Origin of the sequence: Limimonas halophila (assembly GCF_900100655.1) — a bacterium.
GTDB classification, from domain to species: Bacteria; Pseudomonadota; Alphaproteobacteria; order Kiloniellales; family Rhodovibrionaceae; genus Limimonas; species Limimonas halophila.
Map to the genome: position 1 here is coordinate 1 of NZ_FNCE01000018.1, position 20,869 is coordinate 20,869.

The following is a 20,869-nucleotide window of genomic DNA, read 5'->3' on the forward strand; positions in this document are numbered from 1 at the left end:
GCAGATCGCCGTAGAACGGATCATTGGATGATCCGTTCGCTCGTGCGTGAATCTGCGCGTGGGAGCAAAAACGCCCCGCCGGCGCGGGCCGGCGGGGCGCATCGAGGTCGTCGGTGGCGGCGCGGTCAGGCCGCCACGACCGCTTGGGCTCTGGTTCTGGTGTACGGGTAAATTTTACACCCAAGGCTGGGGCCTTGGGTGAATTTACCCGGTATCCAGCTCCAGCACGAGGTCGTGCTGCTCGACGCGCGTGCCGGCGCCGAGTTCGATGTGGCTCACCGTGCCGCCGGTTTCGGCGTAGACGGCGGTTTCCATCTTCATCGCCTCGATCGTGAACAGGCGGTCGCCGGCCTCGACGGTGTCACCCTTCTGCACCGACACCGAGATGAGCATGCCCGGCATGGGCGCGCCCACCTGGCCCGGCTCGCTCTCGTCCGCCTTGCGGTGCGCCCGTCCCGTGGCCGCGATCGCGCGGTCCTGCACCGCCACCGTGCGCGGCTGGCCGTTGAGCTCGAAGAAGATGGTGCGCTTGCCTTCCTCGTCCGGCTGGCTGGCGGCCAGATAGTTCACGATCAGGCGCTTGCCGGGCTCGATGTCGACGTTGATCTCCTCGTTCACGTTCGGGCCGTAGAAGAAGGCCGGGGTGGGCACGACCGAGACGTTGCCGTACTGCCGCCGGTGCTTGAGATAGTCCACGAACACGGAAGGATACATCAGGTAGCTGGCGAGCCACTGATCCCCGATCTCGCGCTTCGTCTTCTTCTCGGCCTCGGTGCGCTCGGCCTCCAGGTCCACCGGCGCCAGCACCGCGCCGGGGCGCTCGGTGAGCGGCTGCTCCCCCTTGAGCACCTTCTGCTGGAGCTGCTTGGGGAAGCCGCCGTATGGCTGGCCGATGTCGCCGCGGAAGAACTGCACGACCGATTCCGGGAAGTCGATCGGGCGGTTGGGATCGACCACGGCCTCGGGCGTGAGGTCGTTGGAGACCATGAAGAGCGCCATGTCGCCCACGACCTTGGAGCTGGGCGTCACCTTCACGATGTTGCCGAACAGCTCGTTCACCTGGGCGTAGGTGCGCGCGATCTCGGGCCAGCGCGCCTCCAGCCCCATCGAGCGCGCCTGCTGGAAGAGGTTGGTGTACTGCCCGCCGGGCATGCCGTGCTGGTAGACCTCGCTGGCCCCAGAGCGGATCTCCGGCTCGAAGGGCCGGTAGTACTTGCGCACCCCGCGCCAGTAGGTCGAGGTTTCGCGGATGGCCTCGGACTCCAGGCCGGTGTCGCGCTCGCCGTAGCGCAGGGCCTCGGCGATCGAGCCCAGGTTGGGCTGCGAGGTCAGCCCGCTCATGGCGTCCATGGCGGCGTCGGCGGCGTCCACGCCCGCGTCGCTGGCGGCGAGCACGCTGGCGGCGGCGATGCCGCTGGTGTCGTGGGTGTGGAAGTGGATCGGGATGCCGATCTCCTGCTTGAGCGTGGCGACGAGCTTGCGCGCCGCCTCCGGCTTGCACAGCCCGGCCATGTCCTTGATGCCGAGGATGTGCGCGCCCGCGGCCTCAAGCTCCTTCGCCATGGCGACGTAGTACTTGAGGTCGTACTTCTCCTCGTGCGGGTCGGAGAGGTCGCCCGCGTAGCAGATGGCGGCCTCGCACACCTTGCCGGTGTTGCGGACCTCGTCCATCGCCACGCGCATGTTCTCCACCCAGTTCAGGGAGTCGAACACGCGGAAGACGTCGATGCCCGCGTTCGCCGACTGCTGGATGAAGAAGCGCACGACGTTGTCGGGGTAGTTCTTGTAGCCGACGCCGTTCGCCCCGCGCAGCAGCATCTGCAGCAGCAGGTTGGGCATCTGCTGGCGCAGATGGGCGAGGCGCTCCCAGGGGTCCTCCTTGAGGAAGCGGTAGGCGACGTCGAAGGTCGCCCCACCCCAGCATTCCATGGAGAACATCTCCGGCAGGCGCCGGGCGTAGTGCGGCGCCACAGCCTCCAGGTCGTGCGTGCGGAAGCGTGTGGCCAGCAGCGACTGATGGGCGTCGCGCATCGTGGTGTCGGTCACCAGCAGGCGCTTCTGGTCGAGCATCCACTGCGCCAGGCCGTCCGGCCCGCGCTCGTCCAGCACCTGCTTGCTGCCCGCCGGCGGGTCGATGTCGGGCAGCGCGGGCTTGCGCGCGGCGGGGCAGGAGTCGGGCCAGGTGCGCCCGGCCACTTCCGGATTGCCGTTGACGATCACGTCGCCCAGGAAGGTCAGCAGGCGCGTGGCGCGGTCGCGGCGCGCGGGGAAGTCGAACAGCTCCGGCGTCTCGTCGATGAAGCGCGTGGTGATGACGCCGGTGCGGAAGGTCGGGTGGCAGATCAGGCTTTCCAGAAAGCGCAGGTTCGTCGCCACGCCGCGGATGCGGAACTCGCGCAGGGCACGCACCATGCGCGCCGCGCACTCGTCCGCCGTGGGCGCCCAGGCCGTGACCTTTTCCAGCAGGGAATCGTAGAAGGGCGTGATCACCGCGCCGGAGAAGGCCGTGCCGCCGTCCAGGCGGATGCCGAAGCCGGTCGCCCCGCGGTAGGCGGCGATCTGGCCGTAGTCCGGGATGAACTTGTTCTGCGGGTCCTCGGTCGTGATCCGGCACTGCAGCGCGTGGCCGTCGAGCACGATGTCGCGCTGGCGCGGCACACCGGACTCGCTGCTGCCGATCTCGGCGCCCGAGGCGATCTGGATCTGCCCCTTTACCAGATCGACGCCCGTGACCTCCTCGGTAACAGTGTGCTCGACCTGGATGCGCGGGTTGACCTCGATGAAGTAGTAGCGCTGCTCGTCGACGTCGTAGAGGAACTCGACCGTGCCCGCGTTGACGTAGCCCACGGCCTCCGCCAGCCGCGCCGCCGCGCGGCAGAGCCCGTCGCGCACCTGCGGGTCCAGCTGCGGCGCCGGGGCGCGCTCCACGACCTTCTGGTGGCGGCGCTGGAGGGAGCAGTCGCGCTCGTAGAGGTGGACGACGTTGCCGTGCTCGTCGCCCATGATCTGCACTTCCAGGTGCCGCGCGCGGCGCACCAGCTTCTCGAAGAAGATCTCGTCGCTGCCGAAGGCCGCCAGGGATTCACGCCGCGCCGCGCCGAGCTGCTCGGGCAGGTCGTCCGCCGATTCCACGACGCGCATGCCGCGGCCGCCCCCGCCCCAGCTCGCCTTGAGCATGACGGGGAAGCCGATCTCCTCGGCGATGCGCCGGCATTCGTCGTCGTCGCGCGGCAGGGCGCTGGAGGCCGGCATCGTGGGCGTGCCCGCGTCCTCCGCGATGTGGCGCGCCTGCATCTTGGAGCCCAGTTGCTCCATCGTCTCCGGGCGCGGGCCGATGAAGGTGATGCCGTTTTCCGCGCAGCGCCGCGCGAAGTAGGGGTTCTCGGACAGGAAGCCGTAGCCGGGGTGGATGGCGTCCACGCCGGCTTCGTGCGCCACACGCAGAATGTCCTCGATGTCCAGGTAGGCGTTGATGGGTTCCTTGCCCTCACCCACGAGGTAGCTTTCGTCCGCCTTGAAGCGGTGGAGCGCGAAGCGGTCCTCGTGCGAGTAGACGGCGACGGTGCGGATGCCCAGCTCGTTCGCCGCCCGGAACACGCGGATGGCGATTTCGCTGCGGTTGGCGACAAGCAGTTTCCGGCAGGGCCGGAGTCCGTGCGACGTGCGGCGCGCCATTCGTCGTTCGGCCTCGTTCCGCTGGCTGATGTGGGTGGGTCGCCACGTCGGGCGATGCGTGGAAAAAATCGGCCCTGCAAGGACCTCGCAAGATGTAGGCTGTCATAGCTGATTCGCATGCGGTAGGGAAAGCGAACCAGCTTTGACAGACCGTCCCGCGAATGCATTCTGCGCGCGGAGCGCTCGACGGATTCGCGGGATGGTTGCCGAGTGGACGCGGTGCACAGCGCTGAAGACTTCGCCACCGTCATTGCCGACCCGGACGGCGTGCCGCCGCACGCGGACGATCAGCTGAACCATCTGGCACGGCTGTGGTTCGCGCATCTGGAGCGCGACGCGCTGCCCTCGCGCGCGGAAATCGATCCGGTGGATTTCCCCCGCCTGCTGCCCGGTGTGATGCTGCTGGACTGCCTGCGCGACGGCGGCTTCCGCATCCGCGTGGCGGGCGCCCACCACCGCGACGTCTTCGGCTTCGAGCCCACCGGCCTGACGCTGGTGGAGGCGTTGCCGGACATCCCCGAAAGCGAGCCGGAGTGGGAGGACGCGCGCACCTGCCGGGGCCGCTGCCGCCCCGTCTTCCGCGACGGCCACATGCGCTGGCGTGCGCCCGGCGCCGCCCTGCGCTTCCAGCGGCTGCTGCTTCCCATCGCCGGGTCGGAGCGCGTGCGCGTCACCCAGTTGCTTGCCGCCACCCGCATCTACGACGGCGAGGGGCGCCTCTGGCGCTGACGCCGGGGGCGGGGCGACGCGCCGACGGGCTTGCTCAACCGGGGTGCGCCCGCGTATTGCCGGGGCGGTTTTCCCAACCGGGTAGCGGCTCGACGGTCTGCATGGATTACATCTACGTCGTGAGCGGCCTCGTGCTGCTGTTCCTCGGCGGCGAGAGCGTCGTGCGCGGCGCCGTCGGGCTGGCGCGCCGGGCGGGTGTGTCGCCGCTCTTCACCGGGCTGGTGATCGTGGGCTTCGGCACCTCCGCCCCGGAGTTCCTCGTCACGCTCCAGGCCGCGCTGACCGGCCATCACGCCATCACGGTCGGCAACATCCTGGGCAGCAACGTCGCCAACCTCATGCTCATCCTGGGCACGGCGGCGGTGATCCAGCCCGTGCTCAGCCGCTGGGCCGTGATCCGGCGCGACGGCGTGGCCATGGTGGCCGCCAGCGCGGTCTTCGTGGCGCTGGGATTGTATGGCGAGATCACGCGCGCGCTCGGGCTGGCGATGGTGGTCGCGCTCGCCGGGTTCATCGGCCACTGCTACCGCACCGAGCGGCGCGGCGAGGCCCCGCCCGAACACGCGACCGACGACGGCGGCCTGGCGCGGCGCTACCTGCCGGTGGGGATCGCCTTCACCCTCGTCGGCATCGCCGGGCTGGTGGGCGGCTCGCGCCTGCTGGTGGACGGGGCCAGCGCCATCGCAACGCGCGCCGGGATTTCCGAGGCCGTGATCGGCGTGACCCTCGTGGCGATCGGCACCTCGCTGCCCGAGCTGGCGACCGCCATCGTCGCCGCCATCCGTCGCCACCCCGACGTGGCGCTGGGCAACGCGCTCGGCTCCAACGTCTTCAACGTCTTCGGCATGCTGGGGCTGACGGCCGCCATCGTGCCCGTCCAGATCGCCCCCGCCTTCCTGCGCCTCGACCTCTGGCTGATGCTGGCCGTCTCGGTGCTGCTGATCGGGATGCTCATCACCGGCCACCGCCTCGCGCGCTCGGAAGGCGTGGTGCTGTTGCTCGCTTACGCCGGCTACGTGGCGCTGCTGTTTTCGCCCTACAGCGCCATTACGTAAACTGTGGCAGTTTGCGCGCCGAAGGCGCGCGAGCCGGTGGGCTGTCAATCCCATTCATCACTCGACACCGGGGTCACGCGGAACCGCATGGGTCTCTCAAGTCCGACCCCAGGCCCATCTGACGCGAGGTGACGCGGCCCTCTTGGCGTGACCGCGCGCACGGCCTACCGTCGGCGCGCATGCAACCGCGAGAGGACGAGGCGATGGCCGAGGGCTACGCCGGCGACATCGACCCTGAGCAGACCTGGAACCTGCTGGCCGAGGACCCGAACGCCGTCCTGGTGGACGTGCGCACCAACGCCGAGTGGAAGTACGTCGGCACGCCCGATCTCGCCGACCTGGGCAAGCGCGTGGTCACGGTGCAGTGGAAGGTCTTCCCCGAGATGCAGGTGAACCCCGTCTTCCGCCAGGAGCTGGAAGCCGAGGGCGTGACCCCCGACCACACCCTCGCGCTGCTGTGCCGCTCCGGCCAGCGCTCCGCCGCCGCCGCCCAGGCCCTCACCGAGGCCGGCTACCGCTGCTGCTACAACATCGCCGAAGGCTTCGAAGGCGACAAAGACACCCACGGCCACCGCGGCACCACGAACGGCTGGAAAGTGCGCGGCTTGCCGTGGACGCAGGATTAAACGAAAGCTCGTTTAATCGCTTCAGTCAGGCGATGCATGCAGACACAACGCGACCGCCCGCCACGGTCTCGTCCTGGCGTGAGACGCCAAGATGCATGCAGCGATTAGCTGGTGGACGCCCGAGAAGATCAGGCGCTTGCGTCAGTCTTGGGGACGGTCGCAGTCCGCACCTTAGGGCGGATTGGCCGTAGGCCCGCCTGCGGCGTCCCCGCGACAGCGGCAATGCCCCGTCGCAGCATAGCGTGGCATCGGCCCCGCGCCGGGTTGCCCGGCCATGCGACGGCGCCCATCCGGTGGTCCGCGGCCGATGACGGCTGGGGCAGCCGCCTGCACCTCGACTTCCCCACCCACCGTCATCACCGCGCTCATGCCACCGGATCAAGTCCGGTGGCATGAACCGGGCAATGACGGGTGGCGGTGGCTGCGTGCCGTCCGCCCTCATGCGCGGGCGGTTACTGCCGCCATCTCCTGACAGCGGCGATCAAATCGCCGACAGCTTCCTTGACCCAGCGGGCGTCGCGGTCACGATGCGCGGCCACGTAAGGAACCACTTCCTTAGAGGCACGCGCAGGCGAGGCGGCGATGACGGACGACGGTGCGCACGACCACGATGATTGGACGGCCCAGACGAAGCTGATCCGGGGCGGGCTGCGGCGCAGCCAGTTCCAGGAGACGGCCGAGGCCATCTACATGTCCTCCGGCTACGTCTACGAAAGCGCGGAGGAGGCCGAGGCCGCGTTCAAGGGCGAGCACAAGCGCTACGTCTATTCGCGCTACGCCAACCCCACGGTGTCGATGTTCGAGGAGCGCCTGCGCCAGCTCGAAGGCGCGGGCGCGTGCATGGCCACCTCCAGCGGCATGGCGGCCGTCTTCGCCGCGCTGATGTGCCAGCTCAAGCAGGGCGACCGCGTGGTGGCCTCGCGCGTGCTCTTCGGCTCGTGCCAGTACATCATCACCACCATCCTGCCGCGCTTCGGCATCGACTACGAGCTGGTCGACGCCGACGACCGCGACGGCTGGGAGCGCGCGCTCAGCAAGCCCACCAACGTCGTGTTTCTGGAAACGCCGGGGAACCCGACGCTGGACGTGGTGGACCTGGCCCACGTCTGCGGCCTGGCGCGCGAGGCCGGGGCGAGCGTGGTGGTGGACAACGTCTTCGCCACGCCGGTGCTCCAGCGCCCGCTGGAATGGGGCGCGGACGTGGTGATCTACTCCGCCACGAAGCACATCGACGGGCAGGGGCGCTCGCTGGGCGGCGCGGTGCTCGGCAGCGAAAGCTTCGTCGCCGACACCCTGCAACCCTTCCTCCGCCACACCGGCCCTTCGCTCAGCCCCTTCAACGCGTGGCTGCTGGTGAAGGGCCTGGAAACGCTGACCCTGCGGCTGGAGCGCATGTGCGCCAATGCCGAGGCGCTCGCCGACTTCCTGGCCGAACAGCCGGGCGTGACGCGCGTGCGCTACCCCACGCGCGGGGAGAGCGAGTCGGCACAGCTCGCGCGCCGGCAGATGGACCGGGGCGGCACGCTGGTGGCGTTCGAGCTCGCGGGCGGCAAGGCGCACGCCTTCAAGGTGCTGAACGCGCTCGACGTCATCGACATCTCCAACAACCTCGGCGATTCCAAGACGCTCATCACCCACCCGGCGACGACGACGCACCAGCGCATCCCCGCCGACGAGCGCGCGGACATGGGCATCACCGACGGGCTGGTGCGCGTCTCCGTGGGGCTGGAGGACGTCGAAGACCTCAAGGCCGACCTGGGCCGGGCGCTGGAAAACGCGGCGGGGTGAAATCGCGCTATCGCCGCCGCGGGCCGCCCAGCGCCTGGGTGATGCGGTCGAGCACCATCGCCAGCAGGACAATGCCAACGCCGCCGACGAAGGCCTGCCCGATGTTGAGGCGCTGCAGGCCCTGGTAGACGTCCAGCCCCAGGCCGCCCGCGCCGATGATGGCGGCGATCACCACCATCGACAGCGACAGCATGATGGTCTGGTTCAGCCCGGCCATGATGGTGGGGATCGCCAGCGGGAACTGGATCTTCCACAGCAGCTGCCGCGGCGAGGAGCCGAAGGCGAGCCCGGCTTCGACGTATTCCTCGTTCACCTGCCGGATGCCCAGGTTGGTCAGGCGGATGATGGGGGGCATGCCGAAGACGATCGTGGCGATCAGCCCCGGCACGTTGCCGATCCCGAACAGCATCACCGCCGGCACCAGATACACGAAGGGCGGCGTCGTCTGCATGATGTCGAGGATCGGGCGGATGGCGTTGAAGAAGCCGTCGCTGCGCGAGGACACGATGCCCAGCGGCAGCCCGATGATCGTGGAGAACACCACCGCCGTCACGATCAGCGACAGCGTCAGGATGAACTGATCCCAGATGCCAACGAGGCCGATCGCGACCAGTGCGATCACCGCGAACACTCCGACCTTCCACGAGGCGAGCCGCCAGCCCGCGAGCCCGAACAGCAGGATGAGAACCAGGGACGGAATGGTCTGCAGCACCCACTGCACGGCCGTCAGCACGGCGCGCACGGGTGGGCTGAGGTAGCTGCGGAAGACGCCCTGGAAGGTGTTGACGATCCAGTCCACCAGCGCGGCGGCATACTGCCGCGCGGGGATGTCGACCACGTCGAAGACGCTGGCCAGCGGCGGCACCGCCTCGGTCACTGCCTCGAGTGTCATGGCGTGTCCCCCGCCCGTTTTCGGGCCCGATGCGGTCAGGCCGCGCCGGCGGCACCCGCCGTGCCGCGCTTTTCCAGGATGCCGCCGATGAGTTCGGTTTCGTCGATCACGCCCCGGGCGGTGCCGTCGCCGTCGATCACCACCGCCGGCAGCGTGGCGTAGGTGCGCCCGCGCAGCAGGTCGCCGAGCACGGTGTCCGGCGCACACGACAGCGCCACGTCGTGCCGCCGACGGCCCTGCGTGCCGCTCTTCTCGATCTCGTCCAGAACCTCGTTCAGGGACCGCACCGTGGCGGCTTCGCCCTCGACCGCCATGCCCGCGAACCCGCCCGACGCGGAGAGGTGGTAGGTGACGTGGGGCTGGCCGCGCCGGGCGAGCCACCGGCCGTCGCCGCCCGAGTCCACGGTTTCGAACCAGCCGCCGTCGAAGGGCAGCATGATCGTGCGCGCGGTGATGACGTTCGTGGGGTCCGCGTGCTCGACGAAGCGGGCCACGTATTCCGTGCGCGGGTTGGTGAGGATTTCCTCCGGCGTGCCGATCTGCACGATCTTGCCCGCATCCATGATCGCGATGCGGTCGCCGATGTACATCGCCTCGTCCAGGTCGTGGGTGATGAAGAGGATCGTGCGCGCCAAGCGTTCCTGGATTTTGAGCAGTTCCTGCTGCATGTGGACGCGGATCAGCGGGTCGAGCGCCGAAAACGGCTCGTCCATCAGCATGATCTTGGCTTCGGTCGCCAGCGCGCGGGCGAGGCCGACGCGCTGCTGCATGCCGCCGGAAAGCTCGCTGGGATAGGCCTCCGCCCACTCCGCCAGGCCCACCATCTCCAGCATCTTGCGGCCGGTGTCCGCACTTTCCTTCCACGGGCGGCCCTGGATTTCCAGGCCGTAGACGGTGTTTTCCAGCACGGTGCGGTGGGGGAAGAGGGCGAAACGCTGGAACACCATGCTCATGTGGTTCGCGCGCAGTTCGCGCAGCTCCGGCATGGACATGGCGGTGATGTCGCGTTCTCCCTGGTCGGGGTCGTCGAGATAGATCTTGCCGGCGGTGGGTTCGATCAGGCGGTTGATGCAGCGGATCAGGGTGGATTTGCCGCTGCCCGACAGGCCCATGATGGCGAAGACCTGCCCGGCCGCGAGTTCGAAATTGGCGTTGTTGACGCCGACGATATGCCCGGTTTCCGACTGGATCTCGCTCTTGGTCTTGCCTTCCTCGACCGCGGGCAGGACGGAGGCCGCATCCGGGCCGAAGATCTTGGTGAGGTTTTCCACGCGTATCACGCTGCCTCCCGGCGCCCGATGGCTGACACGGCCGTGACGGGGCGGCGGCCCCGCGGCGCCGCGGACGGCGTGAGAAAACGCCGCCCGCGGCCGGGCTTTCGTCTCGCCCTTACTTTTCCGCGGCCTGGGTCGCCGCGACGCGGGCCCGCTCCAGCCAGGTGGAAACCTTCTCGGAATTCTCCTCGATCCACTGCTCGGCCAGCGGACGGATCTCCTGGTCGGTCAAGTCCTCGTCGCTCTTCTTGGCGTCGATCTTGCTGATCCAGTCGAGCGGGATCTCGACCTGGCTGAACAGCTTCCGGGCGGCCGGATTGTTCTTCAGGAAGCTCTTGTTGGCGGCGACCTGGATGTCGGCGGCGACGAAGCCCATTTCGATCGGGTCCGTGACGGCGCCTGGGACGCCGCTCGCGCGCTCGTCCTCGCTGGAGACGATGCCGGGAGCGTTGATCCAAACGACCTCTTCACCCGGCTTGAGCTTCTGGATCCATGCGCTCGGCGCCCAGGTGTAGTACAGCGCCGACTTGTCGTTCTGGATCTGCGACAGCGCCTCGGCGAAGTTGGCGGCGTAGCCTGCCTGGACGTGATGGATCTCGTCCGCCATCTCGAACTTGCTGAGCATCTCGTTGATGCCCTCGTGGCAGCCCCAGCCGGGCGGGCAGCCGTACAGCTCGATGCGGTCGTCGCCGCCGTGGTTGAACGCCTGCCGGGCTTCCTCGTTCTCCAAGATGTCGCCGATGCTCTCGATGCCGTATTCTTCGGCCGAGGCCTTGTCGATCAGGTAGCCCTGGACGCCGCAATTCGGGCAGAGCGGATCGAAGACGGTCGCGCTCTCCTCGAAGTTCTCGGGAAGCTGCGGGTTGTGCAGTGGGAACCAGCCGTTGGGGAAGTAGTCGATGTCGCCTTCCCGAAGGGCCAGATAGGCCACCGGGTTGGACAGCGAAGTCGGGGTCTGCACGTCGTACCCGAGCCGCTCGAGCAACTCGACGTAGACCCAACTCACCGGCACGGCGGACGACCAGGTGGCGACGCCGGGCTGCACGGTGGTGCCCTTGCCGGGTTCCTGCTGCGCGGCCTGCGCGGCGCCGGCGCCAAGGGCCAGGAAAGCGCCGGCACACAGGGCGGTCATCAGTCCCTTCAAAGGGGTCGGGCGTAGACGTGAACGGAACAACGCGCTCATTCTCAGCCTCCCTCGAACCGTATGTTGAGCGGGCGATATACGGTCCGTCTCCTGTGAATAATCTTGTTCCGGGATACCACGCGGAATTTCGAACAAAAATTACCACGTTGAACAAAAATGCGGCCTCGACGGAAGGAACCCATTCGATCCGTTCGGGCGTGGTAGTCCGGTGCGATTTTGACCGGACAGAGCTAGCTACGATGAGTACAACGCTCTATTCGATTTCAAAACGCTTTGAATTGGTGATAGAGAGCCGTAGATCGGCCCTTTTATTTGGCCGGCTGGTGGTCGCGGATCAGAAAATCGACGGCGGCGCGCACGTGCAGCTCGGCGGAATCGAAAACGGGCAGGGCGAGGTCGTCGGCGCCGATCAGCAGGCCGACCTCGGTGCAGCCGAGGATCACACTGTCCACGCCCTGCTCGCGCTCGGCGCGGGCGACGATGTCGAGGTAGGCGGCTTTGGCGGCCGGGCTCGCCACGCCCACACACAGCTCGTCGAAGATGGCGCGGTGAACGGTTTCACGGTCTTCCTCGCCGGGCACGCGCACGTCCAGGCCGTGCTCCCGGCGGAGGCGGCCCAGGTAGAAATCCTGTTCCATGGTGTAGCGCGTCGCCAGCAACAGCGGGCGCGTGCAGCCCGCCGCGCGGACGGCGCCCGCTGTGGCGTCGGCGATGTGGATGAGCGGCAGGCCCGACCCCGCGGCCACCCGGTCGGCGACGACGTGCATCGTGTTCGTGCACAGGACCAGCGCCTCGGCCCCAGCGGCGGCAACCCGGCGCCCGCAATCGGCGAGCTGCCGCCCGGCGGCATCCCAGTCCCCGGCGGCCTGGAGGGCTTCGATCCCGGCGAAATCGACGGACCAGAGCACGAGCGGCGCGGAATGCAGCCCGCCCAACCGCTCGCGCACCAACTCGTTGATGCGCCGGTAGTACAGGGCCGTGCTTTCCCAGCTCATGCCGCCGAGAAGGCCAAGGGTGCGCATACCTGCGGTTCCCTTGCAGTCGCTCGGGTGGCTTACTTGCCGCCCCGCGCCTGAACCGGGGAGCGATCGGGCGCGGAGTCGTCGTTGGCCTCGGCCTCGAGGCTCGCCGGCACCTCGTCCGGCGTCTCGCACTTCGGGTGCGCGTCGGCGCTGGTCCGTGTCCAGGTCTGGGACTTGGAGATAAACTCGAAGCCGATGTAGCCGCTGACCTTCATGCGGTCGGGGTCCTTCAGCTTGAAGAAGGCGTTGTAGACCTTGCCCTCGTCCGGCTTGTAGAGCTTGCCGTCTTCCCACTTGCGCCCGCCGTCCTTTTCGAAGCCCCACAGGACGGTCATGCCGCACATCGGGCGGCTGCGCTTTTCGGGGTCGGGATTGTGCTTGTCGAAGACCAGCTCGCCGTCCGGCTCCAGCCACCAGACGGTTCCGCACATTCCCTGGCCGTCGCTGCACGGTTCCAGCTTCACGGCGGCGCGCTCCTTCTCCGTCAGCCAGATGCCCTGGGGATCGGGCGTGGCCTGACCGGCGGCCGGCAGGCCGAGGGCCAGCGCGGCGGCCCCGGCGGTGAGCAGGTGTCGCATCAGTAGTCCCACTTGAATTGGATGCCGACGTCGGTTTCACCCGTGGCGTCGACGTTGCTCTCCACAGATATGTTGTCGGTGACCCCAAGTTCCATCCGCACCTTGCCGCTTTCAGTCGTGGTGCCCTGTTCGACGCCCACGAAGACGTCGCGGCTGAGGTAGGTGCCGGCGGAGACGGCCGTTTCGCCGTCCGCCCCGCCGAGGCGCAGCACGTCCACGCCGATCAGGTTGCGCACGCGCTCCATGAAGCCGCCGCCGGCCAGCCCGCCGCCTGTGAGCTGGGCCAGCGCCGTGCCCAGCTGCGCGGCCTCCAGGGCGCCGAGGTCGGCCGGGTCCTTGCCGAACAGCAGGCGCGAGAGGATGGCGTCCTGCGGCAGCGGCGGCGTGGATTGCAGCTCGATCTCCGGATCGGAGGCGGAGCCGGTCACCACCACCGTCGCGGTGATGTCCTCGCCGCTGGCGTCGGCGCGGACGTTCAGGCCGGGATCGATGTCGCGGCCGCCGTCGAAGCTCACCACGCCCTCTTGAATGGTGAACACGCGGTTGAGCAAAGATACCTGACCGCGCACCGTCGAGATCTGCCCGCGCACGATGGGTTCGTCGGCGGTCCCCGTCACGTTCAACTCGCCCTGCCACTCCGTTTCCAGCCCGTTGCCGCGCACGAACAGGCGGTTCGGGATCGTCACGGTCACGTCGAGCCCGATGCGCATCGGCGGCGCCGTTTCCCCGTCGGCCTTCGACCGCTCGTCGGCGTCCGCCTTGGGCTGCGCCCCGGCTCCCGCCCCGGTGTTGCTTCCGCCGATTTCGCGCGTGACCTCCAGCGCCCGCACCGATGGCGGCAGCCGCTTGGGGATGAGCGCATTCGCGCGCGCGACCGTCAACGTGCCCGACAGCAGCATGTCCGTCAGGCTACCCTCGACGGTCAGCTCGGCATCCCCCCGAGCGGTGAGCTCGTCGCGCCGCACCAGGGTGGCGTTGTCCGCCGTGATCTGGATGGAAACCGCGTCGGCCCCGGCGTCGCGGAAGGACACGCGCCCGCTGCCCGAAACCGTTCCCTTGCCGGCCTTCGCGCGCAGCTCGGTGACGCGGATCTCCTCGCCCGTGCCCTCGACGCGGAGGTTGAGCTTCCGCAGCAGCGTGCCGGTGGTCAGGTTCTCGTAGGTGGCGTCGGTCAGCGTGGCGTGGCCGCCGATCTCGGGGGCGGCGAAGGTGCCGCCCAGGCGCGCTTCCACCTCGCCTCGGCCCGCGAGCGCGTGGCCGGAGACGGGGACGAAGGGCATGAGCGGCGCCATGTCCCCCGACCACGTCAGCTCGCCGTCGATGGGGGCGTCGGGCTTGGCGGCGAGGGTGACGGGAGCCAGCGAGAGGCGCATGGGAAGCCGCGCGCTGGCCACGAAGGGCTGCTCGCTCAGGCCGCTGAGCTTGGCCTCCATCGTCACCGCGTCCGCCCCCACCTCGCTTGTGACGGCGAGCGACATGGCGGGCAGATCGGCCTCGGGCAGCTGGATGTTTTCGCCGTTGAGGCTGAGCCTCCCGGTGGGGTTCGCCAGCGGCCCGGACAGCGTCAGCTCCGCGTCCAGCGCGCCCGACAATCGCGGCTGCGGCATGACCAGCCGCGCCAGGTCCAGCGGCAGCTTCGCCACCGTGGCCCTGGCGTCGATGCGCTCGGCGGTTTGCGTCAGGTCGAGCGCCAGCGTGCCGCCGCCGACCGCCAGCGCCAGGTTCTGCACGCGCAGCCCCTCCGGCCCGGTGCGCAGCGTCGCGGGCCGTTCGAGCGCCACCTCGACATCCTGCACGCGCCCGTCCAGGCGGGTCAGCTCCACCGCCCTGGCTGCCCCCTCGCGCCGAAGGGTCGCACCGGCCTTGAGCGCGAAGGGCCCGACCGCCTCGCCCTCGGCGGTCAGGTCGATCTCGGCCTCGGCCGGTGAGCCGGTGGCCGTGAGGGCGGCGGCGGTCAGCGTGGCGCCGCCGCTGCGGGCGTTCGTGAGGTCGAGGCGCACGCGCCCCCTCGGATCGGCGAAGACGGTGTCCAGCTCGGCCGCCAGCTTGGCGCGCTGGGCGCGGATGTCCTGCTCGGGGAGGGCGAGGCCGCGGATCTCGCCGTCGAGCGTCAGGTTCTGGCTGCCGGGGGTGAGGCGGGCGGTCACGGTGCCGCTCCCGCGTGCCCTGAGGCCGAAGCGGCTCGCCATCGGGCCCAGGCCGTCGATTTCGGCCGTGACTGTGCCGTCCAGCGCGCCGCTGTCGAACGCCACCGCCAGGGCCTCGCTCGTGGCGGTGATGCCGTCCGCGCCGATCCTGGTGCCGGTGAGCCGCAGGCCGGGATCGGTCAGGGCGATGGTCGTGTCCACCGTGACCGGCCCGGCGGGGGTGGCGTCGGCCGCCAGCTCCAGCTCGGCTGTCAGCTCGTTCGCCGGGTTCGGAAGCGTGGCTTGCGCGGTAAGCTGGCCCAGCGGCGTGCCCGCGATGGCGGCGTTTGTGGCGGTGAGGTCCAGGCTCGCCGTCGGCGCGTCCAGCGTGCCGGTGAGCGCGGCCTCCAGCGTCCCGTCGCCGGTGAGATCGACGCCCAGCGGCTCACTGAGAACGGTCATGTCGGGAACCGTCAGCGCCAGCTCGCCGTCCAACCCACCCGACGCATCCAGCGCAGCGGCCCCGCGCGCCGTGGCATTGGCTCCTTCCACCAGCAGCCCGTCCAGGCGCGTGCCGCCGTCGGCGGTCATCGCGATGTTTCCCGCCAACGCCACCTCGGGGCCGAGCAGCGCCCTCAGGCTGGCTTCCGGCCACGTGGCCCCCGTAAGCGTGCCGGTGAGCGTGCCCGAGACGGGTGTGTCGCCGCCCGCGCGCAGATGACCTTGCAGCTTTGCCGTTCCGTCGACGGGGAAACCGAGCGCCTCGGTGAAGCGGGCGAGCTTCGCCACCGCCGCCTCGACCGCCGCGTCGGCGATACCCGCGGCCAGGTCCGCGGCGCCGTCCAGGCGCACGCGCGCGTCCGCCGCCTCCAGCGTGGTGGTGACGTCATCCACCCGATTGGCCGCCAGATCGAGTGTGCCGGCCAGCTCCGCCGCCGCCGGCTTTCCCGCGAACGGCGCCAGCGCCGGGTCGTCGGGCGGGATAACGCGCTCGGCCGTCACCGTGCCGCTGAGCCGGCCCCGCATGGGATCGGCGTCGGGCGCGTAGCTCACCTCGGCGCGCAGCCCCTCGACACCGCCGTCCGGTGTGGCCACGGCCGCTGCATCGGCGGTCACCGTCAGCTCCGGTGCCGCCAGCGGCCCCTTGGCCGTCAGCGTGGCGCGCGCTTCGCGCAGCGTCGCCGGGGCGATCAGCGCGTTCACCGGGCCGGGGTCGGGCAGTGCCGCCTCGCCGCGCAGGTCCAAAGTGCCCGCGCCCGCGTCCACGACGCCGTCGAGCGCCAGCCTGCTCGTCGGCGTCGCCAGCGTGCTGCCGTCCAGGCGCACGCCCAAGTCGCCCGCGCGCGCCAGGGCCAAGCTCACATCCACCGGCCCGCCGAGCAGCGCGGGGACCGGCTCTGGCGCCAGCGCGCCCGGCTCGACCGGGCCCTGGACGGTGAGGCGATCGAGGTCGTCCAGCGCGAGGTCCAGCTCGGCGCGGGCGGTCTCGCCGAGCCGCGCGGTCAGCGCGCCGCGCCACTCGGTCAGCGGCCCGTCGCCGCTCAGGCGCACACGCACCTCGGCGTCCGGCGGCAGGCCGAGGGTCGAGGCCGCGAGTCCGCCCTTCTCGCCGCGCAGCTCGGCGTCCAGGTCAAGCGCGCGCCTCCCCGGCTGGTAACTGGCCTCGGCGGTGAGCGTGCCGCCGGGGGCGTCCAGGCGTTCCACGCGCAGCCGCGAGGCCAGCGCCGCGCCCTTGGGGGCCGCCGCTTCGCCCCCGATCGTGAAGCTCGCCGTCTGCCCGAGAACGGGCTCGCCCAGGTCCAGCCGCCCGACCTCGAGCGTGTCCACGCGCACGGAAAGCGGCAGGCGCGGCATGTTGATCTCGCCCGCGGGCTCGGGCGGGGTGTCGGGCCGCTCGCTCGCGGGCAGACGCGCGAGGTTGACCGTTTCCGCCCGCACCGTCGCCACTGCCAGCCGGCCGCTCAAGAGCCCCAGTGGCCGCCAGGCGAGGCGCGCGTCGGTCACCGTCAGCCACACACCGTCGCCGTCGGCCAGCTCCAGGCGGTCGAGCCGCAGGTCCTGCGGGAAGCTGCCGTGCAGGCCGCGCACGCTCGCGGGCGCGTCGGGCGCGCTCAAGGCGGCTTCAAGCTGGCCGGCGAGCCAGCGCTGGCCGCGGTCGGTGTTGGCGGCGCCCCAGGCGGCGGCGAGCACCAGGACGGCGAGGGCGACCACTCCCGCCGCGGTCTTGGCCGCGATGCGCAGCACGCGTTTCATTGAGGGCACGCTAGGGCATGATGAGGTCGGACGGAAAACGATCCGGGCTCTGAATCATGCCCGCACAGGAATGACACAGAGCGCGATGAGGCTCGTCGACTGAGTCTGCGTTGTCTCATCGCGCTCTAAAAGGCCTGTCCCAGGCTGATATAGAGTTCGAAGGGATCGTCCACCGGACGGTCGTTCAGGGGGACGGCCACGTCCAGCCGCACCGGCCCGATCGCGGTATAATAGCGCAGGCCCAGGCCCGCGCCGTAGCGCAACACGCGGTCGGGGTCGCGGAAGAGGTTGGGGAAGCGGTTGTCGTAGACCTGCCCGGCGTCGAGGAAGGGCACGACGCCGAAGCTCTCGCCGATGCGCACGCGCGCCTCGGCGCTGAACTCCAGCAGCGAGCGCCCGCCCAGCGGGTCGTTGCCCGCGTCCAGCGGCCCGATTTCCTGGAAGCCGAAGCCGCGTACCGAGCCGCCGCCGCCGGCGAAGAAGCGCTTGCTGGGCGGGATGTCGTCCGTCTCGCCGGCAACGATGGAGCCGAAGCGGGCGCGACCCGCCAGCACCAGCCGGTCGTCACCCAGCACGCTGCGGTACACCGCACCCATCGCTTCGTTGCGCAGAAAGGCCTGGGTTTCGTCAACGGCCGTCACGACGGGCTGCGTGGTCAGGCTGATGCGGCTGCCCTGGGTCGGGTTGAGGAGGTCTTCGCGCGTGTCGCGGGCGACGCTCAGGGGCGCGCCGACCACGAAGAACTGGCGCGTGCCCTGGGCGTCCTCGGTTTCGGTCAACTCGCCGGACGTGCCCACCGAGATCCGCCACGGTCCGGCAAGTGGGCGTTCCACGTCCGCCGCGCCGGTGAAGGCGATTTCCTCGAACGCTTCGGTGTCCTGGCGGCGGGCTTCGCTGCTGAGCGAGAGGTCCTGGTCCATGCGCCGGAAGTTGGGCTGCGTGAAGCGCGCCTGCACGGACTGCTCGATGAAGCCGCCCGTCGCCGACAGGCGCAGGTCCTGGTCGCGGTCCAGCAGGTTGCGGTGTTCCCAGAAGCCCTCCACGGTCGGCCCTTCGGAGGTGGAAAAGCTTCCGCTGAAGCCGATGGAGCGGCGCTCGCTTTCGGTGAACTTGAAGGTCAGGGGCAAACGGCCGTCCACGGGCGCGCCGCGCTCAACCCGGACGCTGGCGAACAGCCCAGTCTCGCGCAGCGCCTTGCGCGTTTTGTCCACAAGGCGCCGGTCGAAGGGCTCGCCCGGCTGCCACTTGCGGAAGCGGCGGATGTAATCCGGGTCCACGTTTTTCAGGCCCGCCAGCTCCCAGCCGCCGAAGCGCACGAAGGCGCCGGGGTCGATGCGCCATTCCACGCTCAGCGTCGTGCGCTCATGGTCCACGATCACGTCGCGGTCCGCGACCTTCGCCAAGGGGTAGCCGGTGTTTTCCAGGCGCGTCAGCAGTTGGCGCTGCGCCGCCAGGATGGGTGCTGAGCGCGCGCGCTGGCCCATCTTCAAGCCCAACTCCCGCCCGGTCCGCGGCACGGTGACGCGGTCCGATACGGGCTCGGTGTAGATGATCTCCGCGCCCGCCAGCAGGTAGACGGGGCCGGTGTCCACCTCGAGCGTGACCCGCGCCGGGTCCGGCGCCGTGTCGATGGACACCGCCACCTCGGCGCCGTAAAAGCTCTGCGATTGCAGGGCCGTGCGCAGGCGGTCCACGTCGTCGCGGGCGCGCCGGCGAAGTCCGGCCTCGGTGGCGGGCGGGTCGTCCTTGAGGCCGACGAGCTGCGAGGCGCCGCGCAGCAGCTCCCTGAGGTCGTCCTCGGGCACACCCTTGATGTCCACCTTGTAGGCCACCGCCTCGCCGTCGTCCGGAGTGGCCTCGCCGTCGTCGCCACCCTGTGCCGCCGCGTGAGCGGGCAGGAGCGCCGTGGCGACGGCGATGGCGGCGGCGAAGCGGAGCAGGGCGCGACACACGGGCACGTGGGCTCGATCCGGGCGATTGGAAACGGTATGCGCTCAGCGATGCACAGCGCATGCTACGCGCGTTTGTGGTTATGATGTGGCGGAGACGGCGGCGATGTCGAGCGAGGACGCGCAGACGCCGGTGGTGACTCTTCTGGGCGACGCAGGCACCTACGGCGCATCCGGGCCGGTCGCCTACCGGCGCACGCACATCTCGCACATCTTTCTGGTGGGCGAGCGCGCGTACAAGCTCAAGCGGGCGGTGGCCTTCGCCTTCGTCGACTTCACCGCGCTCGCCGAGCGCCGCGCCGCCTGCGCCGCCGAGCTGACGCGCAACCGCCGCACCGCGCCCGAGCTGTATCTGGGCGTGTGCCCGATCCTGCGGGACAGCACCGGCGTGCTGCGCCTGGGCGAGCTGATGCCGGACGGTCCCGCCGAGCCGGCGGCCGGGACGGTCGTGGACTGGGTCGTGGTCATGCGCCGCTTCGACGAGGATCAATTGCTCGCCACCGTGGCGAACCGCGGCGATCTGGACGCGGCCACGGTCGACGCGCTCGCCGAGGGGGTGGCGCGCTTCCACGCCGAGGCCGAGCCGGTCGCGGGCGGCGGGACGGCCATGCTCGCCGGCGTTGTCAGCGAGAACGACGCCGACCTGCGCGCCCAGCCGGGCGTGTTTGCGCCCACGGCGGTGGACGCGCTCACGCGCGACACCCGCATCGCGCTCGCGCGTGTCGCCGGCCGCCTCGACTGGCGCGCGGCGAGCGGGCTGGTTCGTCGGTGTCACGGCGATCTGCACCTCGGCAACGTGGTGCTGCTGAACGGCGAGCCGCGTCCATTCGATGCCATCGAGTTCAGCGACCGCCTGGCGTGCATCGACGTGGGCTACGATCTGGCTTTCCTGCTCATGGACCTGGACCGGCGCGGGCTGCGGCCCTGGGCCAACCGCCTGCTCACCCGCTACCTGGAGGCGCGCGACGATCTGGGCGCGCTCGCGGCGCTGCCGGTCTTCCTGAGCCTGCGCGCCGCCATTCGCGCCAAGGTGGGCGCCGCCGCGCCGGACGCGGACGGGGCGCGCTTGCGCGGGCTGTTCGAGGCCGCCCGCGCCTATCTGCGCCCGCCGGGGCCGCGCTTGCTCGCGGTGGGCGGCGTGTCGGGCACCGGCAAGACCACGCTCGCCCGCCGCCTGGCACCCGACGTCGGCGCCGTGCCGGGGGCGGTGGTCGTGCGCTCCGACGTCGAGCGCAAGAAGCTGTTCGGTGTCGGCGAAACCGAGCCGCTGCCGGAATCCGCCTACCAGGGCAGGGCCAACGCGCGCACCTACGACCGCATGCTGGAGCGGGCGCGCGCCGTCCTGGCGACGGGCCACAGCGCCGTCATCGAGGCCACCTTCCTGCGCCGCGAGGACCGGCGGCGCGCCAGCAAGCTCGCGGAGGACCTGGGCGTGCCCTTCGCCGGGCTGTGGCTCACCGGCGATCCCGAGGTGCTGTGCCAGCGTGTGGCCGCGCGCAGCGGCGATGCCTCGGACGCAACCCCCGAGGTCGTGCGCGGCCAGCTCCAGTCCGCGCCGCAGGGCCCGACCGCGTGGCGCGAGGTGGATGCGAGCGGCGATGCCGACGCAACCGAGGCGGCGGCGCGCGCGGGACTCGTCGCGTCGTCCGACTTTTGAAAACAATTCAGTCGTGCAGCCCATAGGCGGGGCGCCTGCGTAACCAATTGTTAAGTGATTCCCCTACAGGCTGTGCGGGAGCGGCACGACAGCCGACGCAG

Annotated in this window: 13 protein-coding genes; 5 read left to right on the forward strand and 8 right to left on the reverse strand. The window is 70.2% G+C overall.

The annotated features are described in order from the left end of the window. Positions 1-204 precede the first annotated feature (204 nt). On the reverse strand, positions 205-3,675 hold the full coding sequence (locus BLQ43_RS13615; protein WP_090022280.1) for a pyruvate carboxylase: 3,471 nt from the start codon (positions 3,673-3,675) through the stop codon (positions 205-207). A gap of 210 nt (positions 3,676-3,885) precedes the next feature. Between BLQ43_RS13615 and BLQ43_RS13620 the strand changes: the two genes are divergently transcribed. From BLQ43_RS13620 to metZ, 4 genes are all read left to right on the forward strand, one after another. Next, positions 3,886-4,404, forward strand: coding sequence for a PAS domain-containing protein (locus tag BLQ43_RS13620; RefSeq protein ID WP_176758692.1), 519 nt, complete (start codon positions 3,886-3,888; stop codon positions 4,402-4,404). A gap of 101 nt (positions 4,405-4,505) precedes the next feature. Continuing rightward, on the forward strand, positions 4,506-5,459 hold the full coding sequence (locus BLQ43_RS13625; RefSeq protein WP_090022288.1) for a calcium/sodium antiporter: 954 nt from the start codon (positions 4,506-4,508) through the stop codon (positions 5,457-5,459). A 203-nt stretch (positions 5,460-5,662) separates the two neighbouring features. After that, on the forward strand, positions 5,663-6,085 hold the full coding sequence (locus tag BLQ43_RS13630) for a rhodanese-like domain-containing protein (RefSeq protein ID WP_090022293.1): 423 nt from the start codon (positions 5,663-5,665) through the stop codon (positions 6,083-6,085). A 582-nt stretch (positions 6,086-6,667) separates the two neighbouring features. Then, positions 6,668-7,873 (forward strand): O-succinylhomoserine sulfhydrylase, encoded by a 1,206-nt coding sequence (metZ, locus tag BLQ43_RS13635; protein ID WP_090022297.1) that lies wholly within the window; start codon positions 6,668-6,670, stop codon positions 7,871-7,873. A 7-nt stretch (positions 7,874-7,880) separates the two neighbouring features. Here metZ and BLQ43_RS13640 read toward each other — a convergent pair whose 3' ends face one another. From BLQ43_RS13640 to BLQ43_RS13670, 7 genes are all read right to left on the reverse strand, one after another. Then, positions 7,881-8,765: an ABC transporter permease gene (locus BLQ43_RS13640; protein ID WP_090022301.1), complete on the reverse strand. Its 885-nt coding sequence runs from the start codon at positions 8,763-8,765 to the stop codon at positions 7,881-7,883. A gap of 35 nt (positions 8,766-8,800) precedes the next feature. Beyond that, positions 8,801-10,045, reverse strand: a complete 1,245-nt coding sequence (locus tag BLQ43_RS13645) for a quaternary amine ABC transporter ATP-binding protein (protein WP_090022304.1) — start codon at positions 10,043-10,045, stop codon at positions 8,801-8,803. Positions 10,046-10,154: 109 nt separating this feature from the next. Then, complete coding sequence (gene proX, locus BLQ43_RS13650) at positions 10,155-11,171, reverse strand: glycine betaine/L-proline ABC transporter substrate-binding protein ProX (RefSeq protein ID WP_176758693.1); 1,017 nt, start codon at positions 11,169-11,171, stop codon at positions 10,155-10,157. A 320-nt stretch (positions 11,172-11,491) separates the two neighbouring features. Continuing rightward, positions 11,492-12,205 carry an aspartate/glutamate racemase family protein gene (locus tag BLQ43_RS13655; RefSeq protein ID WP_090022312.1) on the reverse strand — a complete coding sequence of 238 codons (714 nt, stop codon included), beginning with the start codon at positions 12,203-12,205 and terminating at the stop codon, positions 11,492-11,494. 32 nt (positions 12,206-12,237) lie between these two features. After that, complete coding sequence (locus BLQ43_RS13660; protein ID WP_090022316.1) at positions 12,238-12,783, reverse strand: DUF2147 domain-containing protein; 546 nt, start codon at positions 12,781-12,783, stop codon at positions 12,238-12,240. After that, entirely contained in the window at positions 12,783-17,162 is a 4,380-nt protein-coding gene (locus tag BLQ43_RS13665) for a translocation/assembly module TamB domain-containing protein (protein WP_090022321.1), read from the reverse strand. The genes BLQ43_RS13660 and BLQ43_RS13665 overlap by 1 nt, the downstream gene beginning before the upstream one ends. Positions 17,163-17,287: 125 nt before the next feature. Continuing rightward, positions 17,288-19,120, reverse strand: coding sequence for an autotransporter assembly complex protein TamA (locus BLQ43_RS13670; protein ID WP_090022324.1), 1,833 nt, complete (start codon positions 19,118-19,120; stop codon positions 17,288-17,290). 97 nt (positions 19,121-19,217) lie between these two features. Between BLQ43_RS13670 and BLQ43_RS13675 the strand changes: the two genes are divergently transcribed. Then, positions 19,218-20,768 carry a bifunctional aminoglycoside phosphotransferase/ATP-binding protein gene (locus BLQ43_RS13675; protein WP_090022355.1) on the forward strand — a complete coding sequence of 517 codons (1,551 nt, stop codon included), beginning with the start codon at positions 19,218-19,220 and terminating at the stop codon, positions 20,766-20,768. The last annotated feature ends 101 nt before the right edge of the window (positions 20,769-20,869 follow it).

Excerpts from the sequence above, each read along its gene's own strand:
- BLQ43_RS13655 (WP_090022312.1), bottom strand. The coding sequence starts at position 12,205 with ATGCGCACCCTTGGCCTTCTCGGCGGCATGAGCTGGGAAAGCACGGCC.
- BLQ43_RS13625 (WP_090022288.1), top strand. The coding sequence starts at position 4,506 with ATGGATTACATCTACGTCGTGAGCGGCCTCGTGCTGCTGTTCCTCGGC.
- BLQ43_RS13640 (WP_090022301.1), bottom strand. The coding sequence starts at position 8,765 with ATGACACTCGAGGCAGTGACCGAGGCGGTGCCGCCGCTGGCCAGCGTC.
- BLQ43_RS13630 (WP_090022293.1), top strand. The coding sequence starts at position 5,663 with ATGGCCGAGGGCTACGCCGGCGACATCGACCCTGAGCAGACCTGGAAC.
- metZ (WP_090022297.1), top strand. The coding sequence starts at position 6,668 with ATGACGGACGACGGTGCGCACGACCACGATGATTGGACGGCCCAGACG.
- proX (WP_176758693.1), bottom strand. The coding sequence starts at position 11,171 with ATGACCGCCCTGTGTGCCGGCGCTTTCCTGGCCCTTGGCGCCGGCGCC.
- BLQ43_RS13615 (WP_090022280.1), bottom strand. The coding sequence starts at position 3,675 with ATGGCGCGCCGCACGTCGCACGGACTCCGGCCCTGCCGGAAACTGCTT.
- BLQ43_RS13675 (WP_090022355.1), top strand. The coding sequence starts at position 19,218 with ATGTCGAGCGAGGACGCGCAGACGCCGGTGGTGACTCTTCTGGGCGAC.
- BLQ43_RS13660 (WP_090022316.1), bottom strand. The coding sequence starts at position 12,783 with ATGCGACACCTGCTCACCGCCGGGGCCGCCGCGCTGGCCCTCGGCCTG.
- BLQ43_RS13665 (WP_090022321.1), bottom strand. The coding sequence starts at position 17,162 with ATGAAACGCGTGCTGCGCATCGCGGCCAAGACCGCGGCGGGAGTGGTC.